The organism is Pseudomonas sp. ADAK13, from assembly GCF_012935715.1.
In the GTDB taxonomy this organism is placed as follows: domain Bacteria; phylum Pseudomonadota; class Gammaproteobacteria; order Pseudomonadales; family Pseudomonadaceae; genus Aquipseudomonas.
Window position 1 is genome coordinate 3,710,810 of sequence record NZ_CP052860.1, and the last position, 16,136, is coordinate 3,726,945.

The 16,136-nt window shown below is 61.1% G+C and carries 15 protein-coding genes and 1 tRNA gene; 5 read left to right on the forward strand and 11 right to left on the reverse strand.

Annotation, left to right across the window (positions count from 1 at the left end; all coding sequences use genetic code 11):
- Positions 1 to 128: 128 nt before the first annotated feature.
- From HKK54_RS17110 to HKK54_RS17120, 3 genes are all read right to left on the reverse strand, one after another.
- Entirely contained in the window at positions 129 to 539 is a 411-nt protein-coding gene (locus tag HKK54_RS17110; RefSeq protein WP_010176619.1) for a type II toxin-antitoxin system HicB family antitoxin, read from the reverse strand.
- Positions 540 to 562: 23 nt separating this feature from the next.
- A complete protein-coding gene (locus HKK54_RS17115; protein ID WP_169387298.1) occupies positions 563 to 745 on the reverse strand; it encodes a type II toxin-antitoxin system HicA family toxin in 183 nt (60 codons plus the stop codon).
- Positions 746 to 915: 170 nt separating this feature from the next.
- On the reverse strand, positions 916 to 1,824 hold the full coding sequence (locus HKK54_RS17120) for a LysR family transcriptional regulator (protein WP_169387299.1): 909 nt from the start codon (positions 1,822 to 1,824) through the stop codon (positions 916 to 918).
- 95 nt (positions 1,825 to 1,919) lie between these two features.
- On the opposite strand from HKK54_RS17120, the gene HKK54_RS17125 reads away from it, so the two are divergent.
- Together HKK54_RS17125 and HKK54_RS17130 are read left to right on the forward strand one after the other, a co-directional pair.
- Positions 1,920 to 3,083: an MFS transporter gene (locus HKK54_RS17125; protein ID WP_169387300.1), complete on the forward strand. Its 1,164-nt coding sequence runs from the start codon at positions 1,920 to 1,922 to the stop codon at positions 3,081 to 3,083.
- Positions 3,080 to 4,273, forward strand: a complete 1,194-nt coding sequence (locus HKK54_RS17130) for an MFS transporter (protein WP_169387301.1) — start codon at positions 3,080 to 3,082, stop codon at positions 4,271 to 4,273. The genes HKK54_RS17125 and HKK54_RS17130 overlap by 4 nt, the downstream gene beginning before the upstream one ends.
- A 110-nt stretch (positions 4,274 to 4,383) precedes the next feature.
- On the opposite strand, the gene HKK54_RS17135 is transcribed toward HKK54_RS17130, so the two are convergent.
- Positions 4,384 to 5,196, reverse strand: a complete 813-nt coding sequence (locus HKK54_RS17135; protein ID WP_169387302.1) for a helix-turn-helix transcriptional regulator — start codon at positions 5,194 to 5,196, stop codon at positions 4,384 to 4,386.
- A gap of 95 nt (positions 5,197 to 5,291) precedes the next feature.
- On the opposite strand from HKK54_RS17135, the gene HKK54_RS17140 reads away from it, so the two are divergent.
- The gene (locus HKK54_RS17140) at positions 5,292 to 6,188 is read left to right on the forward strand and encodes an SDR family oxidoreductase (protein ID WP_169387303.1); all 897 of its coding nucleotides are present in this window, start codon (positions 5,292 to 5,294) and stop codon (positions 6,186 to 6,188) included.
- A gap of 320 nt (positions 6,189 to 6,508) precedes the next feature.
- Entirely contained in the window at positions 6,509 to 6,748 is a 240-nt protein-coding gene (locus tag HKK54_RS17145) for a DUF6124 family protein (RefSeq protein WP_169387304.1), read from the forward strand.
- 64 nt (positions 6,749 to 6,812) lie between these two features.
- Here HKK54_RS17145 and HKK54_RS17150 read toward each other — a convergent pair whose 3' ends face one another.
- Positions 6,813 to 7,736 (reverse strand): LysR family transcriptional regulator, encoded by a 924-nt coding sequence (locus HKK54_RS17150; RefSeq protein ID WP_169387305.1) that lies wholly within the window; start codon positions 7,734 to 7,736, stop codon positions 6,813 to 6,815.
- A 125-nt stretch (positions 7,737 to 7,861) separates the two neighbouring features.
- On the opposite strand from HKK54_RS17150, the gene lysA reads away from it, so the two are divergent.
- Entirely contained in the window at positions 7,862 to 9,100 is a 1,239-nt protein-coding gene (gene lysA, locus HKK54_RS17155) for a diaminopimelate decarboxylase (protein WP_169387306.1), read from the forward strand.
- An 89-nt stretch (positions 9,101 to 9,189) separates the two neighbouring features.
- Here lysA and HKK54_RS17160 read toward each other — a convergent pair.
- From HKK54_RS17160 to HKK54_RS17185, 6 genes are all read right to left on the reverse strand, one after another.
- Positions 9,190 to 9,263 (reverse strand) — tRNA-Gly (locus HKK54_RS17160).
- Between the two features lie 137 nt (positions 9,264 to 9,400).
- Positions 9,401 to 10,285, reverse strand: coding sequence for an alpha/beta fold hydrolase (locus tag HKK54_RS17165; protein ID WP_010176610.1), 885 nt, complete (start codon positions 10,283 to 10,285; stop codon positions 9,401 to 9,403).
- Positions 10,286 to 10,590: 305 nt separating this feature from the next.
- Positions 10,591 to 11,283 (reverse strand): pseudouridine synthase, encoded by a 693-nt coding sequence (locus tag HKK54_RS17170; protein ID WP_010176609.1) that lies wholly within the window; start codon positions 11,281 to 11,283, stop codon positions 10,591 to 10,593.
- A complete protein-coding gene (locus HKK54_RS17175) occupies positions 11,283 to 11,495 on the reverse strand; it encodes a cysteine-rich CWC family protein (RefSeq protein ID WP_010176608.1) in 213 nt (70 codons plus the stop codon). The genes HKK54_RS17170 and HKK54_RS17175 overlap by 1 nt, the downstream gene beginning before the upstream one ends.
- Positions 11,496 to 11,568: 73 nt before the next feature.
- Positions 11,569 to 15,189: an urea carboxylase gene (uca, locus tag HKK54_RS17180; RefSeq protein ID WP_169387307.1), complete on the reverse strand. Its 3,621-nt coding sequence runs from the start codon at positions 15,187 to 15,189 to the stop codon at positions 11,569 to 11,571.
- A 305-nt stretch (positions 15,190 to 15,494) separates the two neighbouring features.
- Positions 15,495 to 16,127 carry an urea amidolyase associated protein UAAP2 gene (locus tag HKK54_RS17185; RefSeq protein ID WP_010176606.1) on the reverse strand — a complete coding sequence of 211 codons (633 nt, stop codon included), beginning with the start codon at positions 16,125 to 16,127 and terminating at the stop codon, positions 15,495 to 15,497.
- Positions 16,128 to 16,136: the final 9 nt, after the last annotated feature.

Below are 16,136 nucleotides of genomic sequence, written 5' to 3' on the forward strand. Positions count from 1 at the left end.
GGGCTCCTTGAGGGGGTATGAAGCTACTGTAAATTCGCCAGTCCATGGGCGAACTACGTTTCTTGCGGTGGAATTCACACCGTGAGTAGATGTTCCAGTAGAGGCACCCGTAGCGTATCTATGTGCTGTTACCGGTCCTGCTGCAACACTTTCAGCGCTGCAGAGGCAAGAAACCCCGAACGGCTTTTTTCTTCCGGGTGATGCAGTACATATTCATCAATACGGTTCAGCAGGTAGCCAGGCAGCGTGATGTTGAGTTTCTGCGCCTTGCCCAGGTACTTGGTGACATCAATGTCCACCACCGCCCAGGTGCAGCCGGCGTACTGCGGATTAGCTGCATGGAGCGTGACTTTCTGCGCAGCAGGAATGGGCGCACCGTCTTCTGCGAGGATCTCGAAATGGCCTTCGATCGCTTCGCGGGCCATGGCCATGGCGTCGTCCAAGTCCTCTCCGGCGGAGAAGCAACCGGGAATATCCGGGACTTCCACACCCCAGGCGTGGTCCTCGTCACCGGTTGAAATTGCGATTGGGTACAGCATGTCTGTTGTCCTCCACGGACGTGTTAGCTGAGCAGAGCCTGTTTCAAAATGCTCTTTGCGGTCTTGTCCAAAAGGTCCTTTTTAGGATGGGGAATTGTCACCAGCCCCGGCTTGGTCGGGTGTTTGAAAGGGTGATGGCTGCCTCTGATTCGCACCAGATACCAGCCGTCCGCGACGTTATGACCTATCAAATATCGGCTGTCCACATCACCTCCTTGTGGTGTGTGTTGGTGGTGGCTATAACCACTGAAAATAATTTATCAACACTCTACCTACCAGCGGTCGTTGACCGATGTTTCGGCAGGCGATGTATGCAGTGTATGAGGGCGCGGAACGCTGCCGGACGGAGGTATTGCGAGGTTTTTCGGCTGGATGTTCAGGGTTGCGGGCGAGCCTGCAACAACTCATCAATCACCGTCAGGAATGCCGTGACCATCAAGCTGCGCCCATCAGTACGCGTAAGCACAAGCAACTGCGCATACGCATCCAGATCCACCAACGGCCGATACGTCACGCCCTTGTTCATCAAACTCTGGGTGCACGCCGGCACCAGCGCCACACCTTGCCCCGCCGCCACCAGTGCAATGATCGATGTGATTTGCCGCCCCGATGGCCCTGCACGCAATGGCAACCCATTACGCCGGTAAAGCTGCTCAATGGACTGGTTAAGCCCCGAGCCGTAATCGGCGGGGAACAGAATCAGCGGGTACGCACTCAACTGCGCCAGGCTGACCTCGGGCTGACTGGCCAGCGGGCTATCGCTGGACACCGCCGCCACCAGCCGCTCTTCACCCAACGACAACGCCCGCACCTCTGTCTGCCCGTCCTGGGGCAGCAAGCGGCTGAGGCCGATATCCAGGCGGCCATCAGCCACCTGCGCACCAAGGCTGCCGGAGGCGCACTCCACCAGCGTCAATTGCACATCGGGAAAGCGTTGGGCGAAGGCTTGAATCGCCTGGCTGAACAAATCCGACAGGGCGATCGAACTGACGTAACCCAGCGCCAGCTGCCCGGCGGCACCTGCGGCGAGTTTGCCGGCGATGACTTCGGCGAGGTCGACCTGCTCCAACACTGCACGGGCGTAGGGCAGGAACGAACGGCCCTGGGCGGTGAGCGAAACCGTGCGGCTTGTTCGGTCGAACAGGCGAAACCCCAGTTCGGCCTCCAGCGCGGAAATCTGCCGGGTTAACGGCGGCTGGGCCAGGTGCAGGCGCAGGGCGGCGCGGCCGAAGTGCAATTCTTCGGCGACGGTCAGAAAGTAGCGCAGCTTGCGTAGGTCGAGCATCCTGGCCCCAGGGTATTGATCGGTCCGAAATCGGTATTGGTCTCGGGTGTGCGGGTCATTCTATAAAGGCCTCTGATAATAAAACGAGAGGTTTCATGAAACCGCGCCTGCATTGTGCCCGTCTTGCCCTGTTCCTGTGTGGCTGCGCGGCGTTCCTCAACCTCTACGCCACCCAGAGCATTTTGCAGACCTTCGCCACCAGCTTTCAGGTGAGCGCCAGGGCGGCGGTCTGGAGCATTACCGTTACCACCTTGGCGGTGGCGCTGACCGCACCCTTTGTCAGCCGCCTGACCGGGCGTTTTGAGCAGCGCACGGTGATCTCGGTGGCCGCGCTGTTGCTGGCCGTGCCGGCGCTGATGACCGCCTATGCCACCAGCTTTGCCGAACTGCTGGTGTGGCGCTTTATCGAAGGCATGCTGATTCCCGTGGTGTTTGCCACCAGCGTGGCCTACATCGGTGATCGCTGGCGTGGCGGCACCGTGACCGAAGTCACCAGCCTCTACGTGGCCGGCACCGTGCTCGGCGGCTTTGCCGGACGCTTCGTCACCGGCGTGATGACCGAGTACGTCGGCTGGCGTGAAGCCTTTGAGCTGTTGGCGGTGCTGAGCCTGATGGTGGGCGGGTTTATCCAGTTTTTGCTGCCGGACAATCCTCCCCGTGTGGCGCGACCTTCAACCACCTGGAGCGATGTGCTTGGCACTCCGTTGTTGGCTGCCTACGCCGTAGGATTTTGCGTACTGTTCTCCCAAGTGGCGACGTTTACCTACGCCGGGCTTTACCTCAGCCAAGCGCCCTTTGACCTTGGCCCGGCGGCGCTAGGTACCATTTACATGGTGTTCCTGCTGGCCTTGGTGGTGATCCCCGTCGCCGGTCGCCTGAGCAAATCCCGCCCGCAATCCGAACTGCTGACCGCCGCCGCGGCGCTTGGTGTATGCGGCTCGGCGCTGACCTTACTGCCATCCCTGTGGTGCATCGTGCTGGGCCTGGCCCTCAGCTCCACCGGTGTATTCCTTGCCCAGGCCGCTGCCAGCGCCTTCACCACCGCCACCGCCCGTCACAACAAAGCCGGAGCCGTGGGCCTGTACCTCACCTGCTATTACCTGGGCGGCAGCTTCGGTGCCATCGTCCCGGCGCTGATCTGGGGGCGTTGGGGTTGGGTGGGCTGTGTGGCGCTGATCATTGGTTTCCAGCTACTGTCGCTGCTGATCGCCCTGGCGGGCTGGAAGCCCCTCCAACCTGAACTGAGCAAGACCTCATGAACGACGCCGTTGCCTTGCCCGCTCCCGAGACTTCTGCCCGTCGCCGCTCGTTGATCGCAGGCTGCAGCGCCCACGCGATTCACGATGGCCTGACCGATGTGATCTACGTGCTGCTGCCGATCTGGCAAGCGCAGTTCGGCATGACCTACGCCCAGATCGGCCTGCTGCGCGGTGCCTATTCCGGGATGATGGCGGTGTTCCAGCTGATGGCCAGCCGCGCCGCCAAACGCTGGGGGCGCACGCCGATGCTGGTGGGCGGGACCGCGCTTGCCGGTGTTGCCTACCTGCTGGCGGGGCAGGCGACCGGGTTGGGCATATTGTTACTGGCGCTGCTGTTGGGCGGGCTGGGCGCAAGTACTCAGCATCCGCTGGCCTCTTCGATGATCACCGACACCTATGAGGGCGGTGGCGGGGTCAAGGAGGCGCTGTCTCAATACAACTTCTCCGGGGACATCGGCAAAACCCTGGTTCCCGGGCTGGTGGGGCTGTTACTGACGGTCATCAGCTGGCGCGCGAGCGTTACGCTTTTGGGCCTGCTGGGGTTGGCGGCGGCGGGGCTGCTGTGGTGGCTGATCCCCACGCAGGCAGCGGCGTCCACTTCCGGGAAAAACGCCAAGACACTGGTAGGAAGCGGCTCCGTCAGCGGCCTGCGTGCGCTGATCGTCACGGGCACGCTCGACAGTGCGGTGCGCATGGGGTTTCTCACGTTTTTGCCCTTTCTGCTGCAAGCCAAAGGCGCCGGCACTGCGGGAATCGGGCTGGCGTTGACCATGCTGTTTATCGGTGGCGCCTTCGGCAAATTGCTCTGCGGCTACCTCGGCGCACGCATCGGCATGATGAAAACCGTGTGGCTGACGGAGACCAGCACGGCGCTGTTGATCGTCGCGGCGGTGTACCTGCCGTTGACCGGTTTGATGGTGATGTTGCCGGTGTTGGGGCTCGCGTTGAACGGCACGTCTTCGGTGCTGTACGGCGCGGTGCCGGACCTGGCGGGCGCAGGGAAACGGGAACAGGCGTTTGCCGTGTTCTACACCGGCACCATCGGTGGTGGCGCGCTGGCGCCGGTGCTATTTGGCGGGCTGGGGGACTCGATGGGCGTGCCGGTGGCGGTGATGGTGTTGGCGGGGATGTTGTTGCTGACGTTGCCTTTGGCGTGGGTGGTGCAGCGGGGAGTGGTGCTCGAGAGATAGCCGTCTTTTCGGATGGTGAATTCAGTTCCTTGTGGGAGCTGTCGAGCTTTAGCGAGGCTGCGATGGGGTCCGCACTGCAACCATTGATGCCAGCTGACCCAACCGAAAACCTATCTCATCAGCGATGCGATCCGCTGCGCATCCTCCGGCGTCGCCGGGTTGTACACCACCATATTCAGATCCTTGCGCCCATCGACCGCAAACACCGAATACTCAAATTCAATCGGCCCCAACACCGAATGGCGTATCCGCTTGACGCCATCACCATGGGCACCCTGAACGTCGTTCTCGCTCCACATCGCTTTAAACTCAGGACTACGCCGACACAGTTCATCGACCATCGGCTGCACCTGCTCTGCCGCACCTGAGCGCGCCGTATCAATCCGGAAGGCGCCCAACACAAACCGCGCCACGCTTTCCCAATCGTATTGGGCCGCGCGGGAATTCGGATCCAGGAACATGAAACGCAGGATATTTCGCTGTTCCGGCGCCTGGGATCCGTAGTCCATCAACATCACCGTCGCCGCCTGGTTCCAGGCCACCACATCCCACGTCGCCGTACGCAGGATCGCGGCGCTGGGGTTCAAGGCATCCAGCACCCGTTGCAGGCGTGGCGTCACCGTTTCGTTCTGCTGATAGCGCACTTCGGGTGGGCGTCCGAAGGCCAGCAGGAACAGATGTTCGCGTTCGATATCCGTCAGCATCAACGCCTGAGCAATGCGTTCCAGCACTTCCACCGACGGCGCGCCGCCACGGCCCTGTTCCAGCCAGGTGTACCAGGTGGGGCTGATATTCGCGCGCTGCGCCACTTCCTCACGGCGCAACCCGGGCGTACGCCGCCGTGCCGATGAGAAGCCGAACGCCGCCGGATCGAGCCGTGTGCGACGGTCTTTCAGATAGCTGCCCAGCGGGTTTGCGCTCATAGCCTGTTAGCCTCTATACCCTGATAACTTCACTACTTTACCCGTATAGGGTAAGCGCACAGATTAGTCTCTGAATACACACGGAGATACGGTTCATGCGCATATTTATCACGGGTGCCAGCGGATTTATCGGGTCGGCTGCCGTCAAGGAGCTGATCTCGGCGGGCCATGAAGTACTGGGGTTGTGCCGCTCGGATGACAAGGTGGCAGCGCTGGAGGCGGCCGGTGCCCAGGTGCACCGTGGGTCGCTTGAGGACCTTGAAAGCCTAAAGGCCGGCGCCGCCCAAGCGGACGGCGTGATTCACCTGGCGTTCAATCATGACTTCTCGACATTCGTCGCGAACTGCGAGGATGACCGCCGGGTTATTCAGGCGCTGGGTGAGGTACTTGCCGGGTCGGATCGACCGCTGATCATCACCTCCGGCGTCGGGATCGCGAGCACCGTGCCGGGCCAGTTGGCGACGGAGGATGGCGCGGTGGTGACCTCCGCGCAGATTCCCCGTGCAGCGTCGGAAGAAGCGGCCAACGCTGTAGCCGCGACGGGTGTGAATGTATCGGTAATGCGTTTGCCTCAAGTACACGACACCTTCAGGCAGGGGCTGGTCAGCCCGGTGATCGAGTTGTATCGCGAGAAGGGCGTTTGCGCCTACATCGCAGACGGGAAAAACCGTTGGCCGGCGGCACATATTCTGGATGTGGCGCGGCTCTACAGGCTGGCGATTGAAAAGGCTGAGCCGGGCGCGAGGTATCACGCGGTGGCGGAGGAGGGTGTGTCGCAGCGGGAGATAGCCGAGGTGTTGGGGACGCGGCTAGGGTTGCCGGTTAAATCCATTGCTGCTGGAGAGGCTCAAGGTTTTTTTGGGTGGTTGTCGATGTTTACCGCTCACGATATGCCAGCGTCCAGTGCGATTACGCGCGCGACGTTGGGATGGGAACCGGTGGGACCGGGGCTGCTGGTGGATCTTGCGCAGTTGGAGGGAATTGAAGGCTGAAGCGCGGAATAGTCTGAATATTTGAATCTTGCTCCATTGCCTACACAATCATCAGAATCGTCCCGGTTGTACGCCTTGGGCGACCTCTTTAAGGTTCGTCAGCCGCTGCCCATCAGCGGTCGGGTTTAGTAGCCCGATTTGATCAACGGCGTATGGCTGTGCCATTTCTCAGACGTTTGAATGTCTGGTCTTTATGGTGGCTGTACGCGGGGCGCCTTTGGGCGCGCCGGTTTCGTTGATCAACCGGTCTACTAACCCGCGTATAGCCGCCACCCTTTGTTTAGTAGCTCTGGAAGGTGGTCCTAACCGAGGATCAACAGATGTGTACTGACTCGTATAACTCACCCGTAAGAATATTCAGCGTACGTCCCGAAATCGGCACCGATGCATTGCTCGCCAACGCCTACGAAACCATTGCCGGCGCTGGCGCCATGACCAACGAATTTGCAGATAACCTGCCAGACGAGCATCGCTGTCTGGCCTTGGCGATTCAGCAAACCATTGAGTTGGGCCTGATGCTGGTGGAGGCGGCACAAGACCGCGTGGACTCAGTCGCCTAGGCATTCTGTAACAGGCTTGCCTTCCCAGGCCGCCCATACCAAGGGGAAGGAAGCCAAATGTCTGTTAGCTGGAACGTTCCCGCCTCAAATCCAAACGGTCTGCGAGACTCGCCGCCTCTTCAATCAGCGCGTCACAGAACGCGTCGACGAAGAGAGAGGACGGTCGATAATCGGGCCTGATCAACATGACCCGATACGGAATCGATACGCTGATCGGCCGAATGGTCAGCCCGTCACCGGCCTCCGCCACCGCCGTCAACGGGTTGATAATTGCCACTCCCAGTTGTTGCCTGACCATGGCACACACCGACGCAGCATTGGTTGTTTCGACCACAATATGCCTGTCGACGCCGGCCCGGCGGAAGTGCTCATCGAGGGTTTGACGATAGATATCCAGGCCCGACAGGTTGATGAAATTGACCCCCTGAAAGTCTTCCAGTGTCAGCAACGGTTTAGCCAACAAAGGATCACCGTCCGGCAGTACGCACACCATGTCGGAACAAAAAAGCAGTTTCCCCTGTGTGCCCTGAGGCGCATGTTCGCCTTCGGTCAATCCGAGGTCGTAACGCTGGGCGCTGAGTGATTCTTCCAGCTGGGGCGTTTCCTGTGCCGCAATGCTCAAGGCTATGCCGACATGCTGCTGAAAGCGCTTAAAGACCTTGGGCAAAAGCGTCTGAGAAAACAGCGGAAGACACGTGACGCTCAGTTGGCCATGTTCAAAGCGACGAATTGACTGTGCAACGCTGTTGATTCGTTCCAGGCCGATGTAGGAGCGCTCGACCTCTTCGAACAGCATGATCGCCTGGGCTGTCGGTACCAGCTTTCCTCCCGCGCGATCAAAGAGTCGCAGGCCCGAAAGCTTTTCCAGTCGCGCCAGCTCCCGGCTGACCGTCGGTTGGGAAGTAAATAGCAGCTGCGCCGCTCCCGTGACGCTGCCGGCCTGCATGATGGCCCGGAACACCTCGATATGCCGTATGGATACTTCCATCCCTGACCTCTACCCAATTGACCAAGCCATATCAAAACTGAATTGCATGGCAAAGAATAGGTATTTTATTGAATGCAAAGCGCCGGGCATGCTGGTTCTCTCTCTATTTCAGAAAGAAAAACGCCATGCCCAACACCTCCGTTTTCCAGTCGTTGGCCGATTCTGCAAGACAGCACGGTACCCCGCTCTGGTGTTATGAGGCCGAGACCATCCGGGCCCGCATCAATCAATTGCAGGGTTTTGATGGGGTTCGATACGCGCAGAAAGCCTGCTCCAACCTGCATATTCTTCGGTTGATTCGCGAACAAGACGTACGGATCGATGCGGTGTCGCTGGGGGAAATCGAGCGGGCACTGCTGGCTGGATTCAGCCCTGATGGTGACCCGGCCGGCATTGTTTTTACCTGTGATTTATTCGATGAAGCGACATTGCGCCGTGTGGTGGAACTGCAAGTGGAAGTGAACACAGGCTCGATTGATATGCTGCGCCAACTGGGTCAGCGGTCGCCCGGCCACCGCGTTTGGCTACGGATCAATCCGGGGTTCGGCCACGGTCACAGCCGCAAGACCAACACCGGTGGCGAAAACAGCAAGCACGGAATCTGGCACGAGCAGGTCCAGGACGCGCTCAACGTGATCCGGCAATTCGGCCTGACGCTGGTGGGTGTGCACATGCATATCGGCTCCGGTGTGGATTACGCGCACCTTGAGCAAGTGAGCTGTGCGATGGTCTTGGTGGTGAAGGCGCTGGACCACGATATCGAGGCATTTTCCATCGGCGGGGGGCTTGCCACGCCTTATCGTCCGGAAGATGAACCGGTGGATATCCAGCGTTATGCGAGCACATGGCGCCAGGCCAAACACGAGATTGAAGGCTGGCTCGGTCATCCGGTACGCATGGAGATCGAGCCTGGCCGCTTCCTGGTCGCGGAGTCGGGCTATCTGGTCACCGAAGTTCGGGCGGTAAAAAAAGTGGGTAGCAGGAACTTCATCCTGGTGGATGCCGGCTTCAATGACCTGATGCGGCCTGCGCTCTATGGTGCCTATCACCACATGACTTTACTGGATGCCCACGGTGTGCCGGTCAACCGCCCGGAGCACCTGTGCGTAGTGGGCGGCCCGTTGTGCGAGGCCGGCGATATTTTCACCCAGGATGAACAGGGCATCACGCTCCGCATGTTGCCGCAAGCGCAGGTTGGCGATTGGTTGGTGATTCACGACACCGGCGCGTATGGCGCCGCCATGTCGTCCAATTACAATAGCCGCCCGCTGCTGCCAGAGGTATTGATCGAGCAAGGGCAGGGGAAATTGATTCGACGCCCGCAACCGCTGTCGGACTTGCTGGCCTTGGAATTGGGGCTTTAACGCCACCCATAAAAAAACCGGCCACCAAGAGCCGGTTTTTTTACACATCCTCCGTCAACAACCATCCTGACGCAGGACCTAAATCTGAGTGGAGCGGGTAGAGGGAATCGAACCCTCATCTAAAGCTTGGGAAGCTTTCGTTCTACCACTAAACTATACCCGCTCAGAGCGGCTGACTTTGTACCAGATGTGCTCGCGGATTTGAAGTTTTTCTTCGAAAATTCTGTGTTTTACGTGCTAACGGTCGGTCGTGGGCAGGTGGACCCCCTGGGAAATCCAGCCCACCCACAACCCCACCGCTCATACGGCAAATGCATGCTGTGGCTGCGACGCGTGGTACCGCAACCGGCTCGGTTGCTGCTCCGGCCTCAAAAAGCCCATCAACGCCTCCCGGCTATCCCGGCACGCGGCCTTGTGCTCCATGTCCAAAAAGTGCCCGGTCGCTTGAATCGTCCCAAAGCTGCTTTTCGCAATATGTTGCCCAAATAACTTGGCGTCCTGAGCGCTGGTGTACTCGTCCCATTCGCCGTTCAAGAACAGCACCGGAATCTCAATCTGCTTCGCCGCCTTGAGGTAGCACAGCCGGTCGCTGTTCAGCACGTGGCTGATGTGAAAGTGCATCTGCCCATACTCATGCTCGGCCAGGCTGCTCACGTGTTTGTAGTTGTAGCGCTTGAACAGCGACGGCAGGTGTTTGCCGATGGTGCTGTTGACCAAGTGGCCCACGCGGTCGCGGTCGAGGTTGCCGAGGTAGTCGACACCGCGCTCCAAATAGTCGCGCATCGGGGTGTTGATCACCGGGGAGAACGAGCTGATCACGGCCTTTTCCACACGGCGCGGCCGGTGGGAGAGGGCGACAAGGGTCGCGGCGCCGCCCCAGGAAAAGGACAGCACGTGTTCGGCGGCGAAGTGGTCAATGAGTTCCAGAAGGATCTGGCCCTCGACTTCTTTCGTCAGCATCTGCTCGTGGCGGTTGTGGATTTTTGAGCGACCGGCGTAGGGCTGGTCGTACAAAACCACGTTGAACGTCGGGTGCAGGCTTTTCACGGTCTGGGCGAAAGACGCGGTGGTGGCCATTGAGCCGTTGACCAGGATGATGGTCTTGGCGGCTGCGTCCGCGCGATAGAACTCCGTGTAAACCCGATACTGACCCTGTATATCCAGCACAGCGATTTCTGGCCTCATGTCATAAGACTCCTGGCAAGCGGGTAATGCGCGCAGATCACTCTGCACGAGCTTTGTGACAGGTAGGCATACGCCTGGAAGTGAGGGCCCATGTCGGTCCGGTACTGGCAGGCCGACGGGTGTTGTTATGGCGGGCAATTTGCCGTAAGAGGCCCGCAGATCAAGCGTGCGGACGGGCAAAGTGTTTCTTGTAGGTAGGGGTGACTCGCCAGTCAGATTGCGGCTGGCTGGGTTGATTCAAGCATCAGGGATGCCAGTTCGCCAGTCACAGGCGTGGTTTTTTGCCACCATCGGCTGAACGGTCATCAGACCTGTTGGATTTCAGCGTCCGTCAGCGCCCGGTACTGCCCTGGCGCCAGGGCCGAGTCCAATTCCAGCGGGCCCATGCGCTCGCGGTGCAGGCGCGTCACTTTGTTGTCGAAGTGCCCGAACATGCGCTTCACCTGGTGATAACGCCCTTCAATGATGCTCAGGCGCGCCGTTCTGGGGCCCAATAGCGCCAGTTCCGCCGGTTGGGTGGTGAGGTCTTCGAAGGCGAAGTACAGGCCGGCGGCGAAGGTGGCCGCGTATTCCGGGCCAATCTCCTGCTCGGTCTCGACGTAATAGACCTTGGGCAATTTGGTTTGCGGCTGGGTCAGGCGGCGCGACCACTGGCCGTCGTTGGTGATCAGCAGCAGGCCGGTGGTGTTGAAATCCAGACGACCGGCAATGTGCAGCTTGTGCTTGTCCGGTTCATCCAGCAGGTCGAGCACGGTGGGGTGTTGCGGGTCGGAGGTGGCGCTTACGCAGCCCTGGGGTTTGTGCAGCATGAAGTAGCGTGCAGGTTTGCCGGCTTGCAGCACTTCATCATCCAGCAACACGCGGCTGAACTCGCTGACCGGGTGATGCGGGTCGCTCACGAATTGGCCGTCGACGGTAATCCGCCGCTCCACCAGCAACAGGCGAACCTGTTTGCGGTTGAAACGGGGCAGGTTGCTGAGGAAACGGTCGACACGCATTACGTGGGCTCGGCCCCGCGCAGTTGCTCGTCCACCCGGGCGCAGCGCGGGCACAGGCAGGCCTTGTCGCGCAGCTCCGGCGCCAAGGCTTCAAGCACCGCAGGGTCGATGCTCACGGAGTAACACCAGCACGCCTGGTCGGCGGTGCGCGGGTCGGCCAGGGCGCAGTCGTTGCGGGCGCCGCAGGCGGGGCAGAGGGTTGGCGTGGTCATCGGTCGGTTCAGGCTGTATCGGACAAGGTCCCGGTGAAACCCGGTGTGCCTTGCACGATACAGCCCCGCCGCGTTATTGCAAATCACGCTCCAGCACGACCACCCGTTGGCCGGCGCCAATGCCGCTGCCCGGTTGCACGGGAATTTCGCGCACGGTGCCGGCGAACGGCGCGAGCACCGGGATTTCCATTTTCATCGACTCCAGGATCACCAGCACATCGCCTGCCGCGACGGGTTCGCCGACGGCCACCTGAACCTGCCAGAGATTGCCGGCGATGTGGCTGTCGATGCTGTATTCGTTGGCCTGCAATGGCGTGTCTTGGCCCAGTGGCGCGGCGAGTTCCTCGCTGTCGAAATGCGCCTGGCCGCTGGCGATCCAGCGCTCGCGTTCGGCGTTGAACGCGCGTTGCTGTTGGCCGCGAAACTCGCCGATGCTCTCGGCTTCCTGGGTCAGAAAAGCCTGGTAATCCGTCAGGTTGAGTTGGCTGTGTTCGATGCTCAGTTCAAATCGCCCTAGGGGGAAATCCCGGCGAATCTGCACCAGCTCATCGGCGCTGACCGGGTAGAAACGGATCTGGTCGAAGAAGCGCAGCAACCACGGTTTGCCATCGAACGCCGCCACTTCCCGGTAGCGGTTCCACATCTGCAAGGTGCGCCCGACGAACTGATAACCGCCGGGGCCTTCCATGCCGTAGACGCACAGGTAGGCGCCGCCGATGCCCACGGAGTTTTCAGCGGTCCAGGTGCGCGCGGGGTTGTATTTGGTGGTGACCAGGCGGTGGCGCGGGTCCAGCGGCGTGGCCACCGGTGCGCCGAGGTAGACGTCGCCCAGGCCCATCACCAGGTAGCTGGCATCGAACACGGTGTGGCGTACTTCGTCGAGGTTGGCCAGGTCGTTGATGCGGCGGATGAACTCCAGGTTGCTCGGGCACCAGGGCGCGTCCTTGCGCACGGTGGTCATGTATTTTTCGATGGCCAGTTGGCAGGCAGGGTCGTCCCAGGAGAGTGGCAGGTGGACGATGCGCGAGGGCACTTGCAGGTTGTGGCTGGCGCAGACGGTGTGCCATTCGGTGGTGATCAACGCCAGGAGATCGGCGAGGGGCAGTTGTTCGGGCTGGTAGTGGATTTGCAGGGAGCGGATGCCGGGTGTCAGGTCGATGACGCCGTGCAGGTCGCGGGTCTCGAGGGCTTGCATCAGGGCGTGGGCACGGAAGCGCAGCACCAGGTCGAGTTCGGCGGCGCCGATTTCCAGGAGCAAGTGGGTGTCGCCGGCGAGGCGGGCAACGAGGCGGGTGTCCTGTGTGCCGATATCCAGAACCACAGGTGAACGGTAGGAGCCCGGCTTGCCGGCGATGGTATCAATGCGGTGTTCCGGATGTACCGAGGTGCCTGCATCGCGAGCAAGCTTGCTCCTACAGTGATCCCATTTCAGGGCAAGGTCGCGGGCGGTTGTTAGATCGACTGGGGTGAAGCGGATTTTGTCGCCCGCCTTGAGCTGGCCCAACTGCCACAAGTCCGCCTCGATCACCGTCACCGGGCACACAAACCCACCCAGGCTCGGGCCGTCGGGGCCTAGGATGACCGGCATGTCTCCGGTGAAATCCACCGCGCCAATCGCATAGGGATTGTCATGGATATTCGATGGGTGCAGTCCCGCCTCACCACCATCGGTACGCGCCCACAAAGGCTTGGGCCCTATCAGCCGCACGCCCGTGCGGCTGGAGTTGAAATGCACTTCCCACTGGGTCGCGAAGAACGTCTCGATATACTCGGGCTTGAAGTATTCCGGCGCGCCGTGAGGGCCGTAGATCACCCGCAATGTGCGCACGTCGGCAAGTGGCTCGGGTACCAGTTGTTGACCCGAGCTAACGTCTGCAAGCGGCAGTAAATGCAACACATCCCCCGCCCGCAAAGCCCGCCCGCCATGCCCACCAAACTGGCCAAGCGTGAAGGTACTTTTGCTGCCCAGATAATCCGGAACCTGCAACCCGCCGCGCACGCACAGGTAGCTGCGAGCACCGGCTCCGGCGAGGGTGCCCAGGCTCAAGGTCGCGCCCGCCGGGATCAACAATGCGGTATTCATCGGCACCACGTCATCATTCAACCGCAGCGCAATGTCCGCGCCGGTCACCGCCACCACCGCCGCACAATTGAAACGCAACAACGGCCCGCTCATGGTGATTTCCAACGCGGCGGCCCCCTCGGCATTTCCCAACAGGCGGTTGCCCAGGCGCAAGGCGCGGCTGTCCATCGGCCCCGACGGCGGCACGCCCACGGCCCAGTATCCGAGGCGCCCCGGATAATCCTGAACACTGGTTTGCGTTCCGGCGCTCAGCACTTCAAACGTATCAGCGCGGTACACCAAATCTTCCAGGCAGCGAGTCCATGGCTGGCCGCTGGCGAACGGTGCGGCCAGCAGAATCTGGCGCAGGTAATCCCGGTTGGTTTCCACGCCATACAACTGGCTGTTGCTCAATGCTTGATGCAGGTCGAGGCGCGCCTGTTCGCGAGTCGGCGCCCAGGTGATGAGCTTGGCGATCATCGGGTCGAAGTAGGGCGGGATCTCGCAGCCGGCCTCGACCCAGGTGTCGATGCGCAGGCCGTCCGCGGCGGGGAAGTCCACACAGGTCAAAAGCCCGGGGCTCGGCTGAAAATCCCGGCCCGGGTCTTCGGCGTACAGGCGTGCCTGAATCGCGTGGCCGTGGGGCTTCAACTCCAGCTCCCGCAGCGGGGGCAATTCCCCGGCGGCCAACTGCACCATCCAGCGCACCAGGTCCACGCCCCACACCTGCTCGGTGACGCCATGCTCCACCTGCAACCGGGTGTTCACTTCCAGAAAGTAGAAGCGGCCATCGGCGCTATCAAAGATAAATTCCACGGTGCCGGCGCTGCGGTAATTCACCGCCTTGGCCAGGGTGATAGCGGCACGGCACAGCTCGTCCGCCATGCCGTCGGGCAGGTTTGGCGCCGGGGTTTCTTCGAGCACTTTCTGGTTGCGCCGCTGCACCGAACAGTCGCGCACGCCGAGGGCGATCACCTCGCCACACCCATCACCAAACACCTGCACTTCCAGATGACGGGCGTGCTGGATGTACTTCTCGATAAACACGCCAGCGTCGCTGAAATTGTTCTGGCCCAGGCGTTTGACCGCCTCGAAACAGTCGCGCAATTCGTCGGCGCTGTGGCACACGCGCATACCGATGCCGCCACCGCCGGCGGTGCTTTTAAGCATGATCGGATAGCCCACGCTTTCCCCGGCCAGCAGCGCTGCGTCGAGGCTGTTGAGCAGCTCGGTGCCTTCCAGCAACGGGATGTCGTGTTGCTTGGCCAACGCACGGGCGGTGTGCTTGAGGCCGAACACGCGCAGCTGTTCCGGCGTCGGGCCGACGAAGGCGATGCCGGCTGTTTCGCAGGCTTCGGCGAAGGCGGCGTTTTCCGAGAGAAAGCCGTAGCCCGGGTGAATCGCCGTGGCGCCACAGGCCTTGGCCGTGGCGAGGATTTTCTCCACCGATAGATACGTCCCGGCCGCCGCGCCTTCGCCCAGGCTGTAGGCCTCGTCGGCTTGCTGGATATGCAGGCTGGCCGCATCGGCTTCGGAATACACCGCCACGCCCTTGACCGACAGCTCGCGCAAGGTGCGCAGGATGCGGCAGGCGATGGCGCCACGGTTGGCGATCAACAGTTTTTCGAACATGGCAAAACCCCGCAGGCCGATGAGTGCTCGGCCTTGTCCTGGGATGCGGGCCGTCCCGCAAATGTGGATGGCGCTGCGGTCGTCCGGAGCGCAAATTTCAACACCAATGGAGATCAACTGTGGGAGCCGGGCTTGCCCGCGATGGCGTTGGGTCAGTCACCCCATATGTTGGCTGATCCACCGCTATCGCAGGCAAATCAGCTCCCACAGGTCATCTTCCACAGTTGATCTTCAGCGTTTTTGGAGGCACTGCCCGGCTCGGGCCTGGCACAGGGCGAACAACCACTGACGTAACCGCTTCATTTTCAGTTCCATACCAGTAACTCCGCAGGGGTAGGGTTGTAGCCGTTGCACGGGTTGTTCAGTTGCGGGCAGTTGGAGATCAGCACGATCACGTCCATCTCGGCCCGCAGGTCGACGTACTTGCCGGGGGCGGAAATACCGTCCTCGAACGTCAGCCCGCCATCGGCCGTCACCGGCACATTCATGAAGAAATTGATGTTCGGCCCGATGTCACTTTTGCCCAGGCGTCCATCGTGGGCGCAGGCCCGCAGGTAGTTGTCACGGCAGCTGTGCATGTAGCGTTTTTCCAGGGCGTAGCGCACGGTGTTGCTCTCCTGGGCGCAGGCGCCGCCGAGGGTGTCGTGGCGCCCGCAGGTGTCGTCGATGAGGGTCAGCATCGGCTGGCCGAGGTTGGAATACAGCACGCTGCCGGTGCTCAGGTACACGCGGTTTTGCCGGCGCAACGTGCGCTGTACGTCGTAGCGTTCCTTGGGGTTTTTCAGGCTGTAGAACAGCGTGTCGACCGCCTGGTTGCCCTCAAGGTCGAGGATGCGCAGGGTCTGGCCGGCCTTCACTTCCATCAGCCAGGGTTCGCCGGCGGGAATGGTCGCGCGGTACACGGCCGCGTCCGGTTGTTTGGCGAGTGCGATAGACATGGCAGATCC

Coding starts and splice junctions, on each gene's coding strand:
- HKK54_RS17110 (WP_010176619.1), bottom strand. CDS start 539: ATGCTGTACCCAATCGCAATTTCAACCGGTGACGAGGACCACGCCTGG.
- HKK54_RS17120 (WP_169387299.1), bottom strand. CDS start 1,824: ATGCTCGACCTACGCAAGCTGCGCTACTTTCTGACCGTCGCCGAAGAA.
- HKK54_RS17125 (WP_169387300.1), top strand. CDS start 1,920: ATGAAACCGCGCCTGCATTGTGCCCGTCTTGCCCTGTTCCTGTGTGGC.
- HKK54_RS17130 (WP_169387301.1), top strand. CDS start 3,080: ATGAACGACGCCGTTGCCTTGCCCGCTCCCGAGACTTCTGCCCGTCGC.
- HKK54_RS17135 (WP_169387302.1), bottom strand. CDS start 5,196: ATGAGCGCAAACCCGCTGGGCAGCTATCTGAAAGACCGTCGCACACGG.
- HKK54_RS17140 (WP_169387303.1), top strand. CDS start 5,292: ATGCGCATATTTATCACGGGTGCCAGCGGATTTATCGGGTCGGCTGCC.
- HKK54_RS17145 (WP_169387304.1), top strand. CDS start 6,509: ATGTGTACTGACTCGTATAACTCACCCGTAAGAATATTCAGCGTACGT.
- HKK54_RS17150 (WP_169387305.1), bottom strand. CDS start 7,736: ATGGAAGTATCCATACGGCATATCGAGGTGTTCCGGGCCATCATGCAG.
- lysA (WP_169387306.1), top strand. CDS start 7,862: ATGCCCAACACCTCCGTTTTCCAGTCGTTGGCCGATTCTGCAAGACAG.
- HKK54_RS17165 (WP_010176610.1), bottom strand. CDS start 10,285: ATGAGGCCAGAAATCGCTGTGCTGGATATACAGGGTCAGTATCGGGTT.
- HKK54_RS17170 (WP_010176609.1), bottom strand. CDS start 11,283: ATGCGTGTCGACCGTTTCCTCAGCAACCTGCCCCGTTTCAACCGCAAA.
- HKK54_RS17175 (WP_010176608.1), bottom strand. CDS start 11,495: ATGACCACGCCAACCCTCTGCCCCGCCTGCGGCGCCCGCAACGACTGC.
- uca (WP_169387307.1), bottom strand. CDS start 15,189: ATGTTCGAAAAACTGTTGATCGCCAACCGTGGCGCCATCGCCTGCCGC.
- HKK54_RS17185 (WP_010176606.1), bottom strand. CDS start 16,127: ATGTCTATCGCACTCGCCAAACAACCGGACGCGGCCGTGTACCGCGCG.